23 protein-coding genes and 3 pseudogenes are annotated in these 21,123 nt (G+C 29.9%); 11 read left to right on the top strand and 15 right to left on the bottom strand.

All coding sequences use genetic code 11. From position 1 onward, the window contains the following. The first annotated feature begins 10 nt into the window (after positions 1-10). The 4 genes from L8X27_RS02805 to fliY are packed head-to-tail and all read left to right on the top strand — an operon-like array spanning position 11 to position 2,960. A complete protein-coding gene (locus L8X27_RS02805; RefSeq protein WP_133319627.1) occupies positions 11-367 on the top strand; it encodes a hypothetical protein in 357 nt (118 codons plus the stop codon). Beyond that, entirely contained in the window at positions 354-1,040 is a 687-nt protein-coding gene (locus tag L8X27_RS02800; RefSeq protein WP_133319626.1) for an RNA polymerase sigma factor FliA, read from the top strand. Before L8X27_RS02805 ends, L8X27_RS02800 begins: the two co-directional genes overlap by 14 nt. Continuing rightward, entirely contained in the window at positions 1,040-2,131 is a 1,092-nt protein-coding gene (gene fliM / locus L8X27_RS02795; protein ID WP_133319625.1) for a flagellar motor switch protein FliM, read from the top strand. Before L8X27_RS02800 ends, fliM begins: the two co-directional genes overlap by 1 nt. Continuing rightward, positions 2,121-2,960: a flagellar motor switch protein FliY gene (gene fliY, locus L8X27_RS02790; RefSeq protein ID WP_133319624.1), complete on the top strand. Its 840-nt coding sequence runs from the start codon at positions 2,121-2,123 to the stop codon at positions 2,958-2,960. The genes fliM and fliY overlap by 11 nt, the downstream gene beginning before the upstream one ends. A gap of 33 nt (positions 2,961-2,993) precedes the next feature. Here the strand turns inward: fliY and L8X27_RS02785 are convergent. After that, positions 2,994-3,589, bottom strand: a pseudogene (locus L8X27_RS02785) (C39 family peptidase). Continuing rightward, positions 3,574-4,417 (bottom strand): annotated as a pseudogene (locus tag L8X27_RS02780) (hypothetical protein). Before L8X27_RS02780 ends, L8X27_RS02785 begins: the two co-directional pseudogenes overlap by 16 nt. Positions 4,418-4,541: 124 nt before the next feature. Between L8X27_RS02780 and L8X27_RS02775 the strand changes: the two are divergent. The 4 genes and pseudogenes from L8X27_RS02775 (at position 4,542) to mnmA (ending at position 7,575) form a co-directional block, all read left to right on the top strand. Continuing rightward, positions 4,542-5,048, top strand: a complete 507-nt coding sequence (locus L8X27_RS02775) for a hypothetical protein (RefSeq protein WP_263661918.1) — start codon at positions 4,542-4,544, stop codon at positions 5,046-5,048. Next, positions 5,045-5,768, top strand: a pseudogene (locus tag L8X27_RS02770) (hypothetical protein). The gene L8X27_RS02775 and the pseudogene L8X27_RS02770 overlap by 4 nt, the downstream one beginning before the upstream one ends. A gap of 192 nt (positions 5,769-5,960) precedes the next feature. Continuing rightward, positions 5,961-6,596 carry a TIGR00730 family Rossman fold protein gene (locus L8X27_RS02765; protein ID WP_263671084.1) on the top strand — a complete coding sequence of 212 codons (636 nt, stop codon included), beginning with the start codon at positions 5,961-5,963 and terminating at the stop codon, positions 6,594-6,596. After that, positions 6,559-7,575, top strand: a complete 1,017-nt coding sequence (mnmA, locus tag L8X27_RS02760; RefSeq protein WP_263671083.1) for a tRNA 2-thiouridine(34) synthase MnmA — start codon at positions 6,559-6,561, stop codon at positions 7,573-7,575. Before L8X27_RS02765 ends, mnmA begins: the two co-directional genes overlap by 38 nt. 114 nt (positions 7,576-7,689) lie before the next feature. Here mnmA and L8X27_RS02755 read toward each other — a convergent pair whose 3' ends face one another. From L8X27_RS02755 to L8X27_RS02725, 7 genes are all read right to left on the bottom strand, one after another. Then, entirely contained in the window at positions 7,690-8,094 is a 405-nt protein-coding gene (locus L8X27_RS02755) for a hypothetical protein (RefSeq protein ID WP_263681022.1), read from the bottom strand. A gap of 28 nt (positions 8,095-8,122) precedes the next feature. Further along, the gene (locus tag L8X27_RS02750; RefSeq protein WP_263671081.1) at positions 8,123-8,398 is read right to left on the bottom strand and encodes a hypothetical protein; all 276 of its coding nucleotides are present in this window, start codon (positions 8,396-8,398) and stop codon (positions 8,123-8,125) included. Then, complete coding sequence (locus L8X27_RS02745; protein WP_263671080.1) at positions 8,391-8,870, bottom strand: site-specific DNA-methyltransferase; 480 nt, start codon at positions 8,868-8,870, stop codon at positions 8,391-8,393. The genes L8X27_RS02750 and L8X27_RS02745 overlap by 8 nt, the downstream gene beginning before the upstream one ends. 231 nt (positions 8,871-9,101) lie before the next feature. Then, positions 9,102-9,593, bottom strand: coding sequence for a phosphatidylglycerophosphatase A (locus L8X27_RS02740; RefSeq protein ID WP_133319620.1), 492 nt, complete (start codon positions 9,591-9,593; stop codon positions 9,102-9,104). 2 nt (positions 9,594-9,595) lie between these two features. Then, positions 9,596-10,762, bottom strand: a complete 1,167-nt coding sequence (locus tag L8X27_RS02735; protein ID WP_133319619.1) for a sulfate adenylyltransferase — start codon at positions 10,760-10,762, stop codon at positions 9,596-9,598. Next, the gene (locus L8X27_RS02730; protein WP_220566787.1) at positions 10,740-11,615 is read right to left on the bottom strand and encodes a hypothetical protein; all 876 of its coding nucleotides are present in this window, start codon (positions 11,613-11,615) and stop codon (positions 10,740-10,742) included. Before L8X27_RS02730 ends, L8X27_RS02735 begins: the two co-directional genes overlap by 23 nt. After that, complete coding sequence (locus L8X27_RS02725) at positions 11,612-12,727, bottom strand: bifunctional 2-C-methyl-D-erythritol 4-phosphate cytidylyltransferase/2-C-methyl-D-erythritol 2,4-cyclodiphosphate synthase (RefSeq protein ID WP_263671079.1); 1,116 nt, start codon at positions 12,725-12,727, stop codon at positions 11,612-11,614. The genes L8X27_RS02730 and L8X27_RS02725 overlap by 4 nt, the downstream gene beginning before the upstream one ends. Before the next feature lie 107 nt (positions 12,728-12,834). On the opposite strand from L8X27_RS02725, the gene L8X27_RS02720 reads away from it, so the two are divergent. Both L8X27_RS02720 and L8X27_RS02715 read left to right on the top strand, forming a co-directional pair. Then, positions 12,835-13,938, top strand: a complete 1,104-nt coding sequence (locus tag L8X27_RS02720; RefSeq protein WP_263671078.1) for an Mrp/NBP35 family ATP-binding protein — start codon at positions 12,835-12,837, stop codon at positions 13,936-13,938. A 10-nt stretch (positions 13,939-13,948) separates the two neighbouring features. Then, entirely contained in the window at positions 13,949-15,112 is a 1,164-nt protein-coding gene (locus L8X27_RS02715; protein ID WP_133319615.1) for a tetrahydrodipicolinate N-succinyltransferase N-terminal domain-containing protein, read from the top strand. A gap of 338 nt (positions 15,113-15,450) precedes the next feature. On the opposite strand, the gene L8X27_RS02710 is transcribed toward L8X27_RS02715, so the two are convergent. The 3 genes from L8X27_RS02710 to galU all read right to left on the bottom strand — a co-directional run bounded on the left by L8X27_RS02710 (position 15,451) and on the right by galU (position 18,079). Next, positions 15,451-15,906 carry a Dps family protein gene (locus tag L8X27_RS02710; protein ID WP_263671076.1) on the bottom strand — a complete coding sequence of 152 codons (456 nt, stop codon included), beginning with the start codon at positions 15,904-15,906 and terminating at the stop codon, positions 15,451-15,453. A 129-nt stretch (positions 15,907-16,035) separates the two neighbouring features. Further along, positions 16,036-17,259 carry a glucose-6-phosphate isomerase gene (locus L8X27_RS02705; protein ID WP_263671119.1) on the bottom strand — a complete coding sequence of 408 codons (1,224 nt, stop codon included), beginning with the start codon at positions 17,257-17,259 and terminating at the stop codon, positions 16,036-16,038. After that, positions 17,249-18,079, bottom strand: a complete 831-nt coding sequence (galU, locus tag L8X27_RS02700) for a UTP--glucose-1-phosphate uridylyltransferase GalU (protein WP_263671075.1) — start codon at positions 18,077-18,079, stop codon at positions 17,249-17,251. Before galU ends, L8X27_RS02705 begins: the two co-directional genes overlap by 11 nt. Positions 18,080-18,153: 74 nt before the next feature. Between galU and L8X27_RS02695 the strand changes: the two genes are divergently transcribed. After that, positions 18,154-18,735 (top strand): IMPACT family protein, encoded by a 582-nt coding sequence (locus tag L8X27_RS02695; protein WP_263671074.1) that lies wholly within the window; start codon positions 18,154-18,156, stop codon positions 18,733-18,735. Positions 18,736-18,753: 18 nt separating this feature from the next. On the opposite strand, the gene L8X27_RS02690 is transcribed toward L8X27_RS02695, so the two are convergent. Genes L8X27_RS02690 through L8X27_RS02680 form a run of 3 tightly spaced genes read right to left on the bottom strand, consistent with a single transcriptional unit; the run spans position 18,754 to position 21,040 of the window. After that, positions 18,754-19,086 carry a hypothetical protein gene (locus L8X27_RS02690; protein WP_039627883.1) on the bottom strand — a complete coding sequence of 111 codons (333 nt, stop codon included), beginning with the start codon at positions 19,084-19,086 and terminating at the stop codon, positions 18,754-18,756. Between the two features lie 50 nt (positions 19,087-19,136). Then, complete coding sequence (locus L8X27_RS02685) at positions 19,137-19,469, bottom strand: hypothetical protein (protein ID WP_039617462.1); 333 nt, start codon at positions 19,467-19,469, stop codon at positions 19,137-19,139. After that, positions 19,466-21,040, bottom strand: a complete 1,575-nt coding sequence (locus L8X27_RS02680) for an ABC-F family ATP-binding cassette domain-containing protein (RefSeq protein WP_220566793.1) — start codon at positions 21,038-21,040, stop codon at positions 19,466-19,468. The genes L8X27_RS02685 and L8X27_RS02680 overlap by 4 nt, the downstream gene beginning before the upstream one ends. Between the last annotated feature and the right edge of the window lie 83 nt (positions 21,041-21,123).

Genomic DNA, 21,123 nt, shown 5'->3' with positions numbered 1-21,123 from the left:
AAGGAAAAAGATGAGACCAGAAAATTTTGTTGCTTTTTTTACTGTTTGTGGTTTTTTTATAGGATTAATGTTCACCATAGTTAATATAGAAGATGCAGTAGAGATAGTTGTATATACTTGTTTGATTACTTTTGTATTTTATGTTTTAATCCATATAGTAATTATGATTTTTGTAGATGCAAATAAAATTAGTGGTAGAAGCTTTAATAAAGAAAAATATGAAAATGAAAATAATAGCTTTATAGCAGAATTAGCTGCAAGAGAAAAGAAAATGGATTACTTGCTTGAAAAACTTCAAGAAGAGCGTGAAGACCTTAAAAAACTTGATAGCTCTTCAAAAAGAAAAGTAAAACATGCAGCCGCATAATGCTTATGCTTCTACGCTAAAAAAAGAACAAGATGACTTAGTCATCTCTTATATGCCCGCATTAAGAGCTATGGCTTTTAGACTTAAAGAGCGTTTGCCTGCAAGTATTGATGTAAATGATTTAATTAGTATTGGCGTAGAAGAGATGATTAAACTCTCGCGTCGCTATGATAAAGAACAAAATGACAATTTTTGGGGTTTTGCAAGAAAAAGAGTAAATGGAGCTATGCTTGATTATCTAAGAAGCCTTGATGTAATGAGTAGAAGCAATAGAAAAATCATCAAAGATATTGACGCTATTATAGATGAGTTTTATCAAGAAAATGAAAAAGAACCTGATGATGAGTATTTAGCACAAAGATTAAATTTAGAAGTAGAAAAGGTAAAAGAAGCAAGAGCAGCTCATGCTATATCGCTTGTTATGCCTTTAGATGAACAGCTAAATTGTTTTAATGATAGTAATATCATAGAACAAATAGAAAAAGAAGAATTAATAGAAAAAATCAACGCGGTTTTGGAAGAATTTAAAGAAAGAGAAAGGCTTGTGATACAGCTTTATTATTATGAAGAATTAAATTTAAAAGAAATTGCAGAGATTTTAGAGATTAGCGAGTCAAGAATTTCACAAATTCATAAGCGTTTGCTTAAGAAGATTAGAGAAAGGCTAGTTTAATGGCTGAAATACTTTCCCAAGAAGAAATTGATGCTCTTTTAGAAGTCGTTGATGATGATAGCGATGATAGTGCTGCTTCTTCAAAATTAGAAGAAATAGAAGATAAAAGAGATATTGTAGTATATGATTTTAAGCGTCCAAATAGGGTTTCAAAAGAACAACTTCGTTCTATTAAAGGAATTCATGATAAATTAGCTAGAAATCTTGCTTCGCAAATTTCATCTATGATGAGAAGTATAGTTGAGATTAAACTACACTCAGTTGATCAAATGACTTATGGTGAATTTTTGATGTCTTTACCTTCACCGACAAGTTTTAATGTTTTTTCTATTAAACCTTTAGATGGAAATTGTGTTTTAGAGATTAATCCAAGTATTGCTTTCCCTATGATAGATAGGCTTTTGGGTGGTCAAGGTGAAAGTTTTGACACCTTAAGAGAGCTTACAGAAATAGAACTTAACTTGCTTGATTCTATTTTGCGTATTATTATGCAAAGACTTAAAGAAAGTTGGATGAATGTTACGGAAATTTATCCAAGTGTTGAAGCAAAAGAATCAAGTCCAAATGTTGTGCAAATTGTTTCTCAAAATGAGATTGTTATCATGGTGGTAATGGAGATTATCATAGGAAATTCAAGTGGTATGGTAAATATATGCTATCCAGTTGTGCATTTGGAAAGTATTTTGAGCCGTTTAGCAAATCGTGATATTATGATGGGTGAAACTTCGGCTAAAAAGTCAAGAAACAAAGAACTTAAAACTTTGATCGGTCGTGCTGAAGTGATTTATGAAGCTATGCTTGGTAAAACTTTTATCAATGTAAATGAATTTTTAGATTTAAAACAAGGAGATATTTTAAAACTTGATAGAAGTGCAGATGATAAAGCTATAGTAGCCATAGATAAAAAAGAAGTATTTTTAGCTCAAGTAGGACTTCATAGATTTAGAAAGTCGATTAAAATCTTAGAACTTATTAAAACTGATAAAGATGAGATTAAAGAAATGCTTGAAAAATATGAAGATGAAAGAAGAGCAAAGGCAAATTCTTATGATGAAAATGAAGAGTTAGAAGAGGAAGAAGATGATCAATGATTTTTTAGGCATATTTGTCAACGAGTGCATAAGCACAATAGAAGGCTTAACAGGGAAAAGTGCTGAATTTAGCGAGTATTATGAGTATGATGTAAATTCTCAAGATTCTATGACTCCGCCATTAGTTAGTGCTACTTTTAGTGTCAATAATGAGATGAAAATCAAAATCTTAGCAAGTGCGGTTTTAATGAGTGCAATTGGTGAGTGGATGATGGGAGAAGAAGAAATCTCTAAAAATAGTGAGCTAAATGAAGATGAAATGGACGCGGCTAAAGAAGCTATACAAAATATCATTTCAGCATTTTCTACAACCTTAGGTGCACAAAAAGAAATTCCAAAAATGGAATTTAGTTTAGAAAATTGTGAATTTGTTGCAGATAGTCTAGAACTTGGCGGCTTTCATAAAATATATTTATATAATGTAAAAATAGCTGATTTAGAAGAGAAAATTTCCTTAGTATTTGATGAGAAAATTTATAAAGTTTTAACTAAAACTGATTTAGAAGAAATTGTTACAACTCATGAAGAGCATACTCAAGACCATAAAACCTTAGCAAGCGTTGAAGAGTTAAGAAATATCGGCTTGATTATGGATGTGCGTTTGCCTATAAGAGTGCGTATTGGTAGTAAAAAAATGCTTTTAAAGGATGTTTTAACTATGGACATAGGTTCAGTTATCGAGCTTGATCAATTAGCTAATGATCCTTTAGAAATTTTAATAGGTGATAAAAAGATTGCCTATGGGGAAGTAGTTATTGTAGATGGAAATTTTGGAGTACAAATTACTGAGATTGGCTCTAAAAAAGAAAGATTAGAGCAATTAAGATGAAAAATTAGTTCTCTAATCAAAAAACAATAAAAATCAATATAAGCTAAAAGGCTTAAAATCAAAATGCAAAGATTTTGGAGTATTTAGCTTGAAAGGTTTTAACTCTTTTTTAGGAGCAACAATTAAAGCATAACCGCCTTTATTATATCTATCCCAAATACTAAAAATTGACTTTTAGAGCTTATGTATTCTCCATGGCTTGGATCAAGCACTTGTAAATAATTCCCCTTGTGATTAATAATTACCACAAAATGTGGGAAGCGTGGGTCATCTTCAATTTTTACAAGCATTGGAATATTTACAAGCTTGTCTAAGCTTTCTCTATTGATTTGGTATGAATTGCTTTCATAACCTAGCTTTTTAACCGCATCGCTTAAATCTGCAAAGCTTACCATATCCGTATAAAGCTTTTGTCTGCTCATGGTTTGTAAAAGTTTAAGCTCATCAAGCTTTTTATCATCAAGTATATCGATTAAAGTTGCCAAAGATGAAGCTCCGCAAGATTGCTCGTAAGTTTGTCTTATTACTCTTTCGTTTTTAATTTCTTGATAAGACTTGACTACCCATTCTGCTTTTGCATTCAAAGAAAGAATGGATAAAAATAATAAAATTTTTAAAATTTTCTCCATAAGCTTATCCCAAATATACTATCAGGCGAAGCAGAACTTCCCCCAAAACTAGCATTAACAGAAACTGCGGTATCTGAATTAATGCTATAAGTAGAACCTAAACTTAAAGTTGGAATAGAACGCACTTCAGAATTTTGATAGCCATTGATTTTTTGCTCGGTTTGAAATCTTTGCTCTGCTCCTAAATCCAAAGTAATCTTAGGACTTAGTATGATAGATAAATCCCCACCCACATAAATACTATTTCCATACTCTATTTTAAGGGTTTTAAATTTTCTTGATTGATTATAAATAAATGCTATATACAACAGGGTCGCTATATCCCCTTAAACTAGCTTGTAAGCTTTGTGATTTTAGATAAAAGTTTTTGGTTTGATTGATTGCTTTTTCTCTTTGAACGACTGCAGTTTGAAAGGTAATTTGTGGAATTAAATCTGCAATGCTATCGCCTGTATAAATAAAACCTAGTCATAAACTATCAAAGCCTATTCTGTTTTTACTAGAATACTCATTTGTAAAAAAGTTTGTATATTCAGCTCTTGCATAGCTTCCGCCACCTGAAATAAGTATGTCAAACTTAGGTGTTAGAGTGTAAATGAAAGTTTGAGTTAAAAACACTTGCTTTGTATCATTCCAAATTGTAGGATCTCCACCTACAATGATGTTAGGATAAAGTGTATAAGAATTTGCATTTCCTGTACTAAGCAAAGAAAAGCTTGTGATACTTCTTAAGCCTATTTGCTTTTTAAATAAACTGTCTATACTTAGTTCATCACTAGCAAAAACACAACTAAGTAAAACCATAAAAGTTAAGAAAATCTTTTTCATTGTTACCTTTCTAAATATTTTTAGATTTTTTCCATTAAAACAATAAATGTTTCAAATAACAAATTGATTTTAATATGTAATAAGTGATAATTCTCAAGGGGTTAAAGCTCTTAATTTAGATGAAATGAAACAAGTTAAGGGTGGGTATAGAGTTAGTTTTAAGCTAGTTGCAAATGATGAGCTTTTAGCTTTTGCCAAAACTACACCGAGTGAAATAGGATACTATGCAGATAACAATGGCGATACATATTATTGGGATAGCCAGGGATTAAGGCAATTTGGTGGAATGTGTGGTATAGAAGTCACAAATTGTATGGTAAATAATAAACATACATATGCTAATCAAAAAAGACTTTGGGAAACTATGAGCATAGTGGGCGATGATCCATACCACTATTATCTTGGTTATACAGTAAAAAGAAATATAGGTGTATCAAATTTAGGACAAAGATTTGTATATTTTTCCTATGGCATAGCTGTTATTAATGAGCAATTAGGTTCTTGGTATAGGGTGAATTCAAGTGCTGTTTTAAATAATTACCAAGTTATTAAAGAAATTAGTTCCAAATATAAAAATGATATGGAAATGGCTCTTAGTGGTAATTATTCGAGATATAGGAATAAGCCATGATAAATAGTATAAATTCAAATTTAAACTATAACTATAATACTTCAAAATTTAAGCAAGATAAAAATATTGACTTTAAAATAAACAAGCATGGAGTAGCTGTTGTAACAGGAGAAGGTGCTTTGCCTTATCGTGGAAAAAATTTGAGTATAATCCTAAAATATTCAGACTTGATGAAAATATTAGCAAAAAAGATATGCAAGAATTTAATAACTTTATGAAGTCAAATGCTTTAAAAGATCCAAATAAAATAGAAAAGTCTTCACTTAAAAATCTTGGTAAAGATGATAATTGGGATATAAAAGATGAAGATATTAAATTGATGAACTTTTCTTCTTACTCTCAAATGTTTAATCTTGGATCTGATATTACTATAAAAGCATCTAATTTTAGGAATGAATTTAATAAACTTTTACAAGAAGATTTAACCCTAGAAGAATGTAAAACTAAATATCTTGACTTCAAACAAAGACACGATGAGTTTGTAAAAGAATTTGAAATGACTATGGGCGATAAAATGCTACTTGCTAATAATAATGATATTAGTATGCAAGAAGACAAAGAAAAACCCTTTAAACCTATACAAGCAGAAAGTAAAAACAAAGAAACTTACAAAGATGATAATATAAGAAATGATCTTGTAAAAAACTATTAGAAGGTAAATTTAGTACAAGCGATGAGTTGAAAATTCTTTTTGGTGTTAAAATAGATGTAAAGATTTAAATAATAACGAATTTATTAAAATCTTTTTATAATTAAGTGTGCATAATATATAAAAGTGTGAATTTGAAAGTTTAGAAATTTAAAAAAATCTAATTTAATGCAGTTTGCAAAAGAAAATTATTTAAAAATTACATAAAAGATTATTATAAAAATTTAGCTAGAATGGAATTTATTTTAACTAAAGGTTATAAAATGAATGAAAAAATAATCCAAGATTTAGAAAAATTTGCTAACATGCCAAACCTAAAAAATGCTATAACTTTTTTTGGTTCTGCAAGATTAAAAGAAGACAATGAGTATTGTATTTTGACTTCAAAATTAGCCCAAAAGTTAGCAGATCTTGGTTATAGCATCATCAGTGGTGGTGGCGGTGGTATTATGCAAGCTGCTAATCATGGCGCTATGCAAAGTCAAACTTCGCACTTGAAATCTTTTGGATTTAATATACATTTACCATTTGAGCAAAAAGCAAATGACTTTTTAGAGTATAATATCACTTTTAAGAGCTTAGCCATTCGCAAAATGGCTCTTATCCAAAAGAGTCTAGCTTTTGTGATTTTCCCAGGCGGCTTTGGAACATTAGATGAATTTTTTGAAATTCTTACTCTTAAGCAACTTAGTTTTAAAAAAGATGTTCCTATTATTTTAGTTGGGCAAAAATTTTGGCAACCTCTTGATGAATTTATCAAAACTTCTTTACTAGAACTTGGAACTATATCTAAAAATGATGAGTTAAAGTATAGTATAAGTGATGATTTAGATGAAATTATAAGAATGATAAAGGAAAAAGATGAAAATTCTTGTTGCAATGAGTGGGGGTGTAGATAGCACTGTAACTGCTTATAAGTTAAAGCAAGCAGGACATGAGATTATAGGTTGTTATATGAAGCTTCATGGAAAAGCTAATTATCATGAAGAAAATATACAAAAAGTTGAAAAAGTTGCTAAATTTTTAGACATCAAATATCATATTTTAGACTTACAAGAAGATTTTAAAAATCAAGTTTATATGCCTTTTGTTAATACCTACAAAGAAGGAAAGACGCCAAATCCTTGTGCTTTGTGTAATCGCTTTATTAAGCTTGGCAAGCTTTTAGAATTTGCTAAGAGTTTGGGTTGTGAGAAATTAGCCACAGGTCATTATGCAAGGATAGAAAATGGTTTGATTAAAATTGCAGTTGATGAGAGTAAGGATCAAAGCTATTTTTTAGCAAATGCAGAGAAAGAGGCTTTGGAATATTTGATTTTCCCTCTTGGAGAGATGAGAAAAGAAGATGTGAAAAAATTTGCTTCTACAATTGATGTTTTAAAATCTTTTGCAACACAAAAGGAAAGTTCTGAAATTTGTTTTGTGGAAGATACTTATGTGCAAGTTTTAGATCAGTTTATGGATACTAAAATTCCAGGTATTGTAAGAGATAGTAGTGGTAAAGAAGTAGGAAAACACGAAGGTTATATGCACTATACCATAGGTAAAAGAAGAGGTTTTGAGGTACGCGGGGCTCATGAGCCACATTTTGTGTTAAAAATTGATCCTAAAAAAAATGAAATCATAGTAGGTAAAAAAGAAGAACTTAAGATAAGTGAATTTAATCTTGATAATATTAATTTATTTATCGATGCTAAAGAGCTAGATTGTGAAGTAAAAATACGCTATAGATCAAGATCGACCCCATGTAAAGTTTTGATTAATGAAGATAAAAGTGCAAAAATCATCTTACAAGAGCCTGTTTATGGGCTTGCTAGCGGACAAATGGCGGTATTTTACGATAAAGATTTGGTTCTTGCAAGCGGATTTATAAATTAACGCTAAAGAGATTACCCTAAAACCTCTGTCAAAAGCAGAGAGTTTTTTTTTAATATTAATATAAGCCTATTTTATTGTATTTGTTTAATAAAAAAAGAAAATAAGTAGTTTTGGCTACTTATTTTCTGAAGCAGCTATTATTTGATTTATTTTTTTTAAAACCTCTGGTATTTTTAAAAGCTCTTCAATGAAATAATTGAAATTTTCTTCCATGTCATTTTTTCGAATATTTATAATTTCTTGATAATCAATATTTAGCAATTGACAGAGTTCTTTGCCGGTCATAATATGCTCTAAATCAAATTCATTTTTCATTCCTTCTCGAATAATTTCTTTGTTGTTTTGATTAAAACAACAAACATAATAATCTGTAGAAAATGGTATTTTTGCTCCAAATTTTTCAGAAAATGTTACAAGATTAGTTTTTTCACCTTTCACTTTTTTTGTATCAAATGTATCCCCATCTTTTAATTCTATTATCTTACACAATCTATAATCACTAACGATAAAAATTATCATATCTGGTTCAATACCTTTTATCACATGTTTATAATCTTGTGTTTTTTTTTAAAATTTTTTTAGTGCAAAGAAAGGTTCCTCGATTTATCTCGCTTCTTGTGACTTTTTCGATAAATATGTCTATATTATCAATTGTAGAACATCTATTAATCAATAATTTTTCTAACTCATTACCATTAGAGATTACACAAGCTTGAACTCTTGAAAGAAGTTGTCCTAGCGCATCATTTCCGATAGCTCTTGTGTATCCAGATACTCCACTCTTTTGAACATTTCGTCCTTGCTGATTTGATATTTTACTCATATAAGTCTCCGAATTTTAAATCACACCCTAGAAATTTTCGATTGGTTTCTTCGCAAGCTCTTAAAACAGAGTAGCCTCCGCTAGCAGGATCAACAACAATATCTTCTTCTTGTGTCGTTGCTAAAATTAATTGTTTTTGAAGCTCTACCGGCTTTGAGTGTGTATGAATTTTGTTATTTATCTTTTCACCCCAGACATCTGGAATATTATGAATATTCCAAGTAGTTTTAGCTTTTCTCGGGCTTTTTTGAATTATAATTAGATATTCACATCTTCTTCTAGAGCGGTATCCCATACCAATTTTTTGTTTGTCCCAAGTTATCATATCTACTATTTCAATGGATTTAAAATTGCCTATCCAATCTTTACATTCGAACAAATGAAATTTATCTACCCATAGAAATAAATATCCATTAGGTTTTAAAATTTGTTCTATTTGGTTAATAAAAGTTAATATAACTTCTTTTGTCATTTGAGGTAATTCGGAACGTTCCCTGCCTCTACTTTTTCCTTCATTGCCATAAGAAAGTTTGTCTAAAACACCTCTGTATTGTGGATCAAAAAAACTACTTTTATACTTTCTTTGTCAATTAATTTTAATAATTTTAAGCCATTCATTTTATTTTTTTTATTCATAATAGCTTTGTATGACATTAATGATTTTCCTTTAATTTTTCAAATAAATACAATAACATTTGTGGAGCTAAAATATCTCCATAATGCTTATATCAAACCATAAAAGATCAAATTTAAGTAAAATTCCATAAATCACTGCACTAAATAATCCTGCGAAAATTCCTGCTAAAACATCATCTAGCATTACACCCAAACCACCTTTAGTTTTTTTGTCAATTTTACCTATGATAGAAGGTTTTGTGATATCAAAAAATCTAAATAAAACAAAAGAAAGCAAAAAAGTAAAAACACTCTGTCCGCAAATTGCCAAGGCTAAAAATACCCCAACAACTTCATCTATTACAATATGCTTATCATCGTGTATGCCTGTTTGTTTTTCATATTGATCGATGATTTTTATAGAGATTAAAAAAAGTAAAATTGCAAGCAAGATCAAAGTTCCTATGCCCAAATACCTTAAAATAAAAAAAGCAGGGATTAGCGCTGCTATCGTGCCAAAAGTTCCTGGAGCTTTATTAACACTACCTGAATAAAAAAAAGTTAAAAATAATTTTTGCATGATTACACCATATATGACATTTGATGAAGTTTTATAAGTTGCTCATAAAATTCTTTATCGCTTCGATACTCTAAAATACCATGTGTAGGGAAAAGATTACTATAGATATTTTGTTTATTATGAAAGCGATTTGGGAAAAGCTCAGATAAAATCAAAGCTGAAATTTCTCTTCTTATAAAAACTGCTGGTGGAATGATACCAAGTCTAAGTAAATTTTTTAAAGAATCACCATGGTATTTCATATGATGATGAGCTCCATGGGGACATGATTTGGTACTTACTACCATTTTACATTCATCACAAAATACAAATTCAGGAAGTATGGTAACTTCTATATTATAATCTTTTGCAAAATCATCAAGCACGGTAAAGGTTCTGTTTTGATTAAAATACATCCCAAGTCCTGCATGATTTTGTCCTACAAAAAGTTTATTGCAATCAAAACTTTTAGCCAAAGCACACTCAAGCACAGGGTTTAAATGCGAGGCAAAAATTTTGATATTATGTAAAGGTATAAGTAAAACCCTAGAAGATGGTAAGTAATTTTGCGCAAAAACATCAAAACAACGCTTTTTGAGTTTTAAGCTCAATCCGTTGTTTTCATAGGATTCTATAAGGAAAATAATCACTAAATCAGATTGTTCTATAGCCCATCTTAAAATTCTCTCATGTGCTCTATGAAAAGGATCAAAACTTGAAACAATGGCTGTGATATTAGAAGGATTTAATCTTTTTTTGATTTTTTCAAAATCTTCTTTAATGGCTTTGATATTATTGTGATAAATTTCAAATTCGCCACTTATACAAATTTTTCCAAAATCTTGGATCAAGCAAGCATTAGGTCTAAAAATATCATTGCTATTTTTATCATTTTCAAATTTGCTTTCTAAAATGATATGTCCTATGGGTTTATCATTGCAAATAAAGTCTATTTTATCGCCAACTTTTGCATTTTCTAAAGCAGTATTATTTTCTTTTGTACTTGCAGGTGCAAAGGTGAGAGTATAAGGAATTTTTTGTTTATGTATCATTCCTGTGGCTATAACTTCATCTCTTTCTTTTTGATTCATTAATTTTGTAAAAGAACCAAAAACTCCTTCTTTGATAAAACATAAAACTTCGTATTCTTCTTCTGAGATTGTAATACTATTTTTTCTTTGTAATGCCATATTTTTTCCTTTTTTCCCATAAAGATTTTCTAGAAATTCCTAATTTTTTTGACAAATCTGTATCAGGAAAGACATTTTGATAACTAATGATAATATGTTTAACATAATCATCAATAGTTAAAATTCCATTACTTTCGAAGTTTTTCTCATCCTCGCCTAGTTCTAAAATTTGAAAATCACTATGTTCAACATTTGTACTTGTATGTATAATAACAGCTTTTTTTAAAGCAAGGTTTAACACTTTTTCTTTGTCTGATGATTTTAGAGTTTGGAAATTTACAAGATAGTATAAACAATTATCTTTAAAGATTTTATCTAAATTTTGTTGATGTGAAAGATCTATATAAATATTTGCGACATTATGCTCATTGGTATAGTTAAATACAAAATGATCTGCAAAATTTTGATTATTAGTTTTTAAAATTAAAGGCAATTTGAATTTTTTATAATCAAAAGTTGGTAATTTGGCTGTCTCAAATTTATGTTTTAAATAAGACTGATAAGTATGATTTAAAATATTTATTTTCTTAAATTCTTGAAAATGTTTGATTTTTCGCGTTAATTCTTCTATCATAAAAGGCTTTTGTATATAATCACTCGCACCGGCTTTTAGTGGCGCTAAAACTGTATCTGAGCTTATATAAGATATAAGTAAAATAATAATTTTATGCTTAAAAATTTCTACAATATGTTCAAAATTAGCCATACTAGTAGAAAGCAAAATGATTTCATAATCATGATGAGCAAGCTCATTAACATTTGCAATAATATCACAATCATAACCTATAGAATTAAGTTTTGAACCTATGCTTTGGGCTAAATAAAATTCATTTTCTACTATTAAAACTTTCATAATTTCATCCAATCAAAATATTTTAAATTCGCACTTACTAAAACAGCAATTCCTTCTTTTCTTCCTACAAAACCTAAATGCTCTGTGGTGGTGGCTTTGATATTGATTTTATTTGGTGTTACTTTTAATATTTTGGCTATATTAAAAGCAATATCTTCTTTAAAATCTTTCATCTTGGGCGTTTGTGCAATGATTGTAATATCAGCGTTCACAAGCTCAAATCCATAATTTTGCACCAAAGTATAAGCATTTTGCAATAAAAGCATAGAATCTGCGTTTTTATATTGTATATCATTATCTGGAAAAAGTTCTCCAATATCTCCAAGTCCTGCTGCACCTAAAAGCGCATCAATTAGTGCATGAGCTAGCACATCTCCATCAGAATGAGCTTTCAAGCCCATATTTTCATGTACTTTTACTCCGCCTAAAAGTAAGGCTCTTTGCTCTCCAAATTCATGCACATCAAAGCCATTTCCATTAAAAATTTCCCAAGATGGTTTTGGTAAATTTAAGCTTTTTAAATCTTCTTTAAAGGTAATTTTTTTAGCTAACTCATCACCTTGTACATACCAAATCTTACCACCAATAGCTTGTATTGCTGTGCTATCATCGGTAAAATTTGCATTTTGCTCTAAAGCTTTTTTGAGCATACTTGTGCGCGAAAGTTGAGGGGTTTGTATGAGTTTTATTTTATCTCTGTCGATAACTTCTTGAGCATAAATTGCTGTATCGCTTACTTTTAAAACAGGTGTAATACAATCTGCTTTATCGTAATTTTCTATAATATTATTAAAAAGGTTTTTAGAGATCAAAACCCTTGCAACATCGCTAACTAAAACATATTCACTTTGTACTAAATTTAAAGCATTAAGTAATGATTGTGCTCTTGTATTACCGCCTTTAACAAAATGATACTCAGGTGCAAATCTTTTCATATAAGAAATATTACCAGAAGTAACAATTACTTGTTTAAAAGGGTAAAAAGAACTTAAATTTTTAGTTGCATAAAGCCATAATGGATGTTCACCTAGTCTTAAAAACTGCTTTTTTACTGGAGCATTAAATCTTGATGACTCCCCTGCTGATAGCATAACCAAGGAAATATCTAACATTTGTTACACCTTAATTTTTTATTAATGTTACGATATTATACACCATAAAAGCCAAAATTTATATTTAAGTTAGTAGAATTAATCATTTTAAACAACAAGGAGAAAAATTGAAGGAAAAAATCGAAGAAAGACTAAAACAAGTTATATATCCGGGATTTAAAAAAGATATAGTAAGTTTTGGTTTTGTAAAAAAGATTGATTTGAATGAAAAACAAGCTCATATTGTAGTCGAAATCGTTTCGGCTAATGCTCAAATTGCACAAGAACTTAGACTAAACATTGCAAATGTTTTAAAAGATTTAAATTTAGAGCTTAATTTAGAAATCATACAGCCAAAAATTCCTGAAGAAAAAAGCAATTCAAGAAGTGGTAAAAATATCGCTCCGCAAATTAAAAATTTCCTTATGATTTCAAGTGGAAAAGGTGGGGTAGGTAAAAGTACTACAACTTTAAATTTAGCGATTTCTTTGGCTAAAATGGGTAAAAGGGTAGGGCTTTTGGACGCAGATATTTATGGACCAAATATACCAAGAATGCTAGGTGAAAGTAAAAGCAAACCTGAAATTGTAGGTCAAAAAATTCGTCCTATTTTATCTCATGGGGTTTATATGATGAGTATGGGTGTGTTGATAGAAGAAGGTAAGGGTTTAATGTGGCGTGGCTCTATGATCATGAAAGCGATTGAACAACTTTTAGCTGATGTGCTTTGGCCTGAACTTGATGTATTATTGCTTGATATGCCTCCAGGAACAGGTGATGCACAAATTACCCTAGCTCAAAGCGTGCCAGTGAGTGCGGGTGTGTGTGTAAGTACTCCTCAAGTAGTGTCTTTAGATGATAGCAAAAGAGCGCTAGATATGTTTGAAAAATTGCACATTCCTGTTGCAGGTATTATAGAAAATATGAGTGGCTTTTTATGTCCTGATAATGGTAAAGAATATGATATCTTTGGTAAAGGCACCACAGAAGAAATGGCAAAAGCTTATAAGTGTGAAGTTTTAGCTCAAATTCCTATCGAAATGAGTGTAAGAGAAGGTGGAGATAGCGGTAAGCCTGTAAGTTTTTATATGCCTGAGAGTGTAAGTTCAAAAAGATATTTACAAGCTGCTGAAAAAATCTGGGAATTTGTAGAAAAGGTTAATCAAGAAGGTAAAGTAGATAATTCAGCTATTCAACCTATAATGAATGGCAAAAGCGCGTGCTCGCAATAAGGAGGAAAATATGCCAATAGAAAGTAAAGAAGAATTTTTAAATTTAATCAAGCAAATCGAACAAAGGATTAATTATAAAAAGCCTAAAGCTTTTGCTATAGCAAGACTTGATCTAAGTCAAGTTGATCCTAATAAAAAACTTCAAGCTAATTTTGGTGTGATTAATTTTGAGCAAAATTATGCCGCTGCAGCTGTTATGTTTGAAGCTTTTTTTAGAAGAGGGGTTGATGTTGATTTTAATGAAAGTGAGTTTGTAGCTACTTTGATTAAAGAAGATTTGGACTTTGCACTTGAATGCTTTGCGCCATTTTTACAAGAGCAAGGTCATAAAAATATAGAAGCAATCAAAGCAGCAAAGGAAAATTTTAGAGAAAATGCTTTTTCTTTTGTTTGTATTTTTGAAGATGAAGCACCAAAAAGCTTAGAAAGTGTGTATTTAAAACTTTACTTACTTTCAAATAAAAAAGTACCTTTGAGGAGTTTAAATTTAACAGGTGCTTTTGGGATTTTACCAAATGTTGCATGGAGTGATAATAAGCCTATTGATTTGGACTTTTTAAGAGAAAATGAGATTGATTTAAAAATGAGTGGAAGGTATCCAAGGATTGATTATGTAGATAAATTTCCAAGATTTTTAGCTCATGTTATTCCTGAGGATAATACTAGAATTTTAGAAAGTTCTAAAGTAAGAATGGGGGCGGTTTTAGCTGCAGGTACTACTATCATGCCAGGGGCTGCTTATGTGAATTTTAATGCAGGTACAACTGGAGCTTGTATGGTAGAAGGGCGTATTAGTTCATCAGCTGTTGTGGGCGAAGGTAGCGATGTAGGAGGCGGTGCTTCTATACTTGGTGTTTTAAGTGGTACAAGTGGTAATGCTATTAGCATTGGTAAAGCTTGTCTTTTGGGTGCAAATTCGGTTACGGGAATTCCTTTAGGGGATAATTGTATCGTTGATGCAGGCATTGCTGTTTTAGAAGGGACTAAATTTGCTTTAAAAAATAAAGAAGAACTTCAAAAAATCAATCCTGATTTTAAATTTGACAAAGATATATACAAAGGTTTAGAATTAGCAGGGCTAAATGGCTTGCATTTTAGACAAGACTCTCAAAGTGGAGTGATGATAGCAGCTTTAAACAAAAAAGCTGTAAAACTTAATGAAGATCTACATTAAATTCTTAGCCCTTATGGGTTAAGAATTTTAAAACTCATGTTGTAGATTTTAAATTAAACTATAGATATTATAAAAATGATTTTTAGTATTTAGCTTTTTTTAGTGAAAAATCCTACATAAAAGCTTGAGCTGAATACTTATCTAAATAATATTTTGTGATGATCATTTTTCAATGATATATTTTTGTTTAAAAATACATTGAGTTGCTATAAACTATAATTATAAAATAGTACTTAAGCGAACTTGGAATTTTATAAGAGTAGTTTCTCTTGGGAAGTTAAATTTGTTTTTTGACTTAAAGCAATAAAGCTTTGTAAGTCAAAAAACATTATAAATTCTTACATAGAGCAAGTATTTTGGATAGTTGAATTAAGCATCCAAAGAACTTTTTCATATTTTGCGATATTTTCTTGAGCAAATGCCGCAGTTGTAGTATCGCTTGCTTTTTCAGCTTCTTCATTTAATTTTTTAAATTCAGCTAAAAGATATTTATAATCTTCTCTAATAAGCTCTAAAACTTCTACAGGAGTAAAGCAATCTTTACCATTTTCTAGTTTTGGGCTTTTTGCATTTTCCATTAAAACTTTTTGGCAAGTAATAGCTTTTTCTCCAAGTTGTAAAACTCTTTCAGCGCAATCATCAAAAAGTTCTGCCATTTCTTCATAAGCTTTTTCTGTATATTCATGAATTGAAAAAAACTGTAAACCTTTTACATTCCAATGATAATTATGAAATTTAACCCATAAATGATGAGCATCTGCTTGTAATTGTAATAATTGTTTTGTTACTGACATGTTATCTCCTTTTTTTATTTTTAAAATTATAACATAAAATTCTTAAATAATAATTATTATTATCTAATAAATTTTAATGTTAATAATTATTATATTTTCATTATACTCTTTTTTTGCAATAAAGCAAATTTATTTACTTAATATATTTTTGAGTATTAATTTTCCCACCTCTACGCCAGGTTGATCATAAGTGTTAATTCCAAGCATAATGCCACATGCAGAAGTAAATAACTCATAATAATACATCAAATACCCACAGTGATAAGCATCTAATTTCTCAAGTTCTATTACATCAACACTTAAATTTTCAGCAATTAATGCATGCATAGTTGCATCGCATTGCGCGTTTAAAAGATTATGTAAATTAACTTCATTAGTAAAATCACAATTTTGTAAATGATTAAAGCTTATATTTGGGATACTAGGAGATTTTTGACTATCTTTGATTTTTAAAAAAGTAACAGTTTTATCTTTGGGTCCATCCATGATAAGTTGTAAAAAGCTATGCTGATCTCTAGCACCAATTAAAGCAATAGGAGTTAAACCTATGCGTTTAAAGCCTTGTTTTTTACCTAGACTTTCAGCAATTAGTTGAATATACCATTCATTAAAACCTTTAAAAGCATCCCCATAAGAAAAAAGCACATTAATATGTGCACTTTTATGTGTGCAGTAATGATAAGCCTTTTGCAAAATTTGATCACATTTTTTCTCAAAAAAATCCACATAACAAGCTTTTGCACCTTCTAATAAGGCTTTAGTATCATAGCCACAAAAACTCAAAGGAACAATACCAATAGCAGATAAAACACTAAATCTACCACCGACATTTTTAGGTATAAAAAAACATTTTATGTTTAATTCTTCTCCTAGTTTGTGAAGTTTTGACTCAAAATCAGTAATAAACACAAAATTTTTGTGTAAATTTTCATTTTTAAAATCAAAATGAGCAATGATGAGTTTAAATAAAGAAATCACTTCTATAGTTGTGCCTGATTTGCTTGCTATGATGAAAAGTGTTTTTTGGGGATTTATTTTTTGCATAGTTTGGGTAAAAGTATGTGAGGAAGTATTATCTATAATGAAAAGTTTTTTTTCTTCTACTTGACCAAATAAAAGCTCTTTTAAAGCTTTAACCCCACAACTTGATCCACCCATGCCCACTAAAACGATATTTTCTATATGAGTTTTAGTTGCGATAAATTCTTTACTTTCTTTGATTAAATCAAAGCTTGTATCTACTAAGTGATAATACCCTATATCGCCACTTTCTAACTCATCATTCATTCTATTTGCATAAGCGGTAATTTTTTTAAAATCTTGGGTTTTAAAAAATAAAGTATTATTTAGCATTTTTACTTTTCTCATAAAAATAATTTGTCGCCTCAACAAAGCCTTCTACGCTTCCACAATCAAACCTTTTTCCTTTAAATTTATAAGCTAAAACCATATTATTAGTTGCTTGTGAAAGTAATGCATCAGTTAGTTGAATTTCTCCGTTTTTACCTGCTTTAGTATTTTCTAAAATACCAAAAATATCAGGCGTTAGAATGTATCTTCCTATGATAGCTAAGTTGCTTGGAGCATCTTTTGGATCAGGTTTTTCTACCATAGAATTTACCATGATCAAATCCTCTTCCACAGCATTTCCTGCTATAACCCCATAGTTTGAAACTTGATCAGCTTCAACTTCCATCACAGCTATAACAGAGCAGCGGTATTTTTCATAAATTTTTACCATTTGAGCTAAGACATTTACCCCATCTTCATTTACACATAAATCATCTGCTAAAATAACTCCAAAAGCTTCATCTTGCACTAAAGGCTTTGCTTTTAAAACCGCATCTCCTAAGCCTTTCATTTCATTTTGTCTTGTAAAAGTAAAAGTGCAGCGATCTATGAGTGTTCTTATTTCATTTAAAAGATATTCTTTTTTAGTACCTGCGATTTGGTGTTCAAGTTCATAAGAAATATCAAAATAATCCTCCAAAGCTCTTTTTCCACGCCCTGTAACAAAGCCCATGGTTTCCATACCAGCTTCTAAAGCCTCATCTACACCATAATGAATTAAAGGCTTAGTTAGTATAGGTAGCATTTCTTTAGGTAGGGTTTTTGTAGCAGGTAAAAATCTAGTACCATAACCTGCTGCAGGAAAAATACAAGTTTGAAGCATAGTTTATCCTTAAATTTTTATAAGTTGTTTTGATTATAATTTTATTTAAATATTATAACTAATTTAAGGAAAAAATGAAAACTATTGATCAAATTTATCAAGCAACAATAGAAATCAAAAAATCAACTTTTTTGTCTTTTTTATGTCCTTTTGAAGATTTTCAAACTTTAATGCAAAAGCTAAGAAATGAGCATTTAAAAGCCGTGCATTTTGTATATGCTTATAGGTATTTAAATGAATTTGATCAAATCATAGAAGATAAAAGCGATGATGGTGAGCCAAAAGGAACTTCTGCTATGCCTTGTTTGAATGTCTTAAGAGGGGCTTTGCTTATTAATTGCGCAGTGATTGTGGTGCGTTATTTTGGAGGGATTAAACTTGGTACAGGTGGTCTTGTAAGAGCTTATAGTGAAGCTACAAATGAAGCTATTTTAAATGCGATGCTTTTAGAATTTGAAGCTAAAAATATTTTAAGTTTAAACATTCCTTTTTATCTTTATGCAAGATTTGAGCATTTTTTAAATAAAAATAACATTTCATATGAAAAAAAATTTCAAGAAAATGTTGAATTGATTTTAAGTGTTAATACAAAAGAAGAAGAGGAATTTAAAAAATTTGCAAAAGAGTTTGAATTTAGCGGACTTGTTTGGAAGTAAGCGTTTGCTTACTTCTTTTCATAAAGAATTTAAAAGATCTTTTACCATATCTTTTTGGGGCTCTTGTTTTTCTTCTATATTAGCTTGCATAGGAGTTTCGTTTTGTCCTCTAAAACGATAATTATAAATATTTGACATATTTGAGCTAAAAATTCCTGTGCTAAATTGATCTTGACTCATGGCTTTTGAAAAAAGCTCATCAAGTTTTATACTTTGCTCGTTTAAATTTTCGCTATTGTTTTGACTAAGTAAAGACATAAAGTCTTCATTAGCTCCTTGAGTGCTTTTATAGGCACTACTTTGACCATATCCATACTCTTTAACCGATAAATTATCATGGTTAACTTGCATGTTTTCTCCTTTCAAAATATTACAAGGAAAAAACAAGCAAAAATCATTCCTTAATCACCATGAGTTGGGTAGTATTCAGCTTCTATTTCATTGTTTTTGATAAACTCTTCTCTAGCTTTGTTACAGCGCTCATCTCTTAGTTTTCTATAAGCATTTCTACTTTCTAATTCTTGAGAAGTTAAAGGGCGATCTTCTAAAAATGAAATGTGAAAATAAGTATCATCTTCTTTGCTGAATTTTTCATAAAATTCAACATAGTCAAAATAATCTTTTTCACTTTGAAAATCAATACTTTCTTCTACATAAATAGTTGGGCCAAAACCTCTGTGATTTTGAGTAAAATGTCCAAAACCAGCTGCATATTTTATCTTAAACGAATTCATTCTAAACCTCCTAAAAATTCGTCATAACTTCCTTTAAAGTCTGTTAATTTCCCATCTTCTAAAAACCATATACGATTGGCAAAAGCACTAATTAGCTCTCTATCGTGGCTTATGCATATCACACAACCTTTGAAATTATACAAGGCTTCACCTAATGCAATGATACTTTCAAGATCTAAATGATTATCCGGTTCATCTAAAAGCAAGAAATTTCCGCGTTCTAACATTAATCTTGAAAGCATTAAGCGGTGTTTTTCACCTCCACTTAAGCTAGAAGCCATTTTTTCTTGATCACTTCCGCTAAAGAGCATTCTACCAAGACATTTGCGAATTTCATCTAAATCTTTGAATTTTTCACTCATTAACCATTCATAAAGTTTCAAATTTTCATTGATTAAATTTGTCGTATCTTGTGAAAAATATCCCATTTCTATGGTAGCGCCAAGGTGGATGTGGCCACTATCAGGTTCTAATTTTGATGCAATGATTTTAGCTAAAGTGCTTTTTCCAACACCATTTGCTCCGATTAAGGCTATTTTATCACCTTTTTCTAATTTTAATTCTAAATTCTCAAATAAAGTTTTATCATAAGCTTTGCTAATACCTTTTAATTCTAAAACTTCATTTCCTATTTCTCTATTTGTTCTAAAAATTATACTAGGATCACGCCTACTTGAAGTTTTAATCTCTTCAAGCTCAAGTTTTTCTAAAGCTTTAGCTCTACTTGTAGCTTGTTTGGCTTTTGAAGCATTAGCACTAAAACGGCGTATGAAATTTTCTAATTCTTCTCTTTCTTTTAAGGTTTTATCGCGTTTGAGTTCAGCTTGTTTAGCAAGCAAGGTTGAAGCCATATACCAATCATCATAATTTCCAGCAAAATCGCGTATTTGTTTAAAATCCACATCTAAAATTCTTGTACAAACTTTATTTAGAAAATGTCTATCATGGCTAATTACTACTAAAGTTCCCTCATGTCTTAAAAGTTCATTTTCAAGCCAAGAAATAGCTTCTAAGTCAAGGTTGTTTGTAGGTTCATCTAAAAATAATACATCAGCACCTAAAAATAATACTTGAGCTAATAAAACTTTAAATTTATCTGCACTTTGTAAAGTGCTCATGAGAGCATTAAAATCTTTAATATTTAAAGAGCTAAGAATTTTTTCACATCTAAGCTCGCAATCATAGTTTGGATCTTCTTCTGCTGTTATGATTTCAAGCTCGCTTAATCTATCATTGATTTCATCGGTAAATTCTTCACTCATATAAAGTTTTTCTTTTTCTTTTAGTGCATCATATAATCTTTTATTTGCACACATTACCGCATCTTTGATAGTGTAGTTTTCAAAAGCAAATTGATCTTGTCCTAACACTGCGATTTTTAAATTTGGATCTATGCAAATTTCTCCACTGCTTGATTCTATTTCGCCTGAGAGAATTTTTAAAAAGGTTGATTTTCCTGCGCCATTTGCACCTATAAGTCCATATCTTTCACCACGGTTTAATTTTAAATTTACATCTTCAAATAAAAGTTGATTTGCAAAACGCATAGTGAGATTTTTTACTTCTACCATAATTTTCCTTAGAATTTTTACTTATAAAAATTTTTAAGAAATTGTAACAAAAAAAGACTTGAAATTAATTGAGTATAAATTTT

The organism is Campylobacter sp. CNRCH_2015_1657, assembly GCF_025772685.1.
GTDB classification, from domain to species: domain Bacteria; phylum Campylobacterota; class Campylobacteria; order Campylobacterales; family Campylobacteraceae; genus Campylobacter_D; species Campylobacter_D lari_D.
The sequence above is the reverse complement of the archived record's forward strand: the minus strand, read 5'-3'. Positions and strand labels throughout refer to the sequence as shown.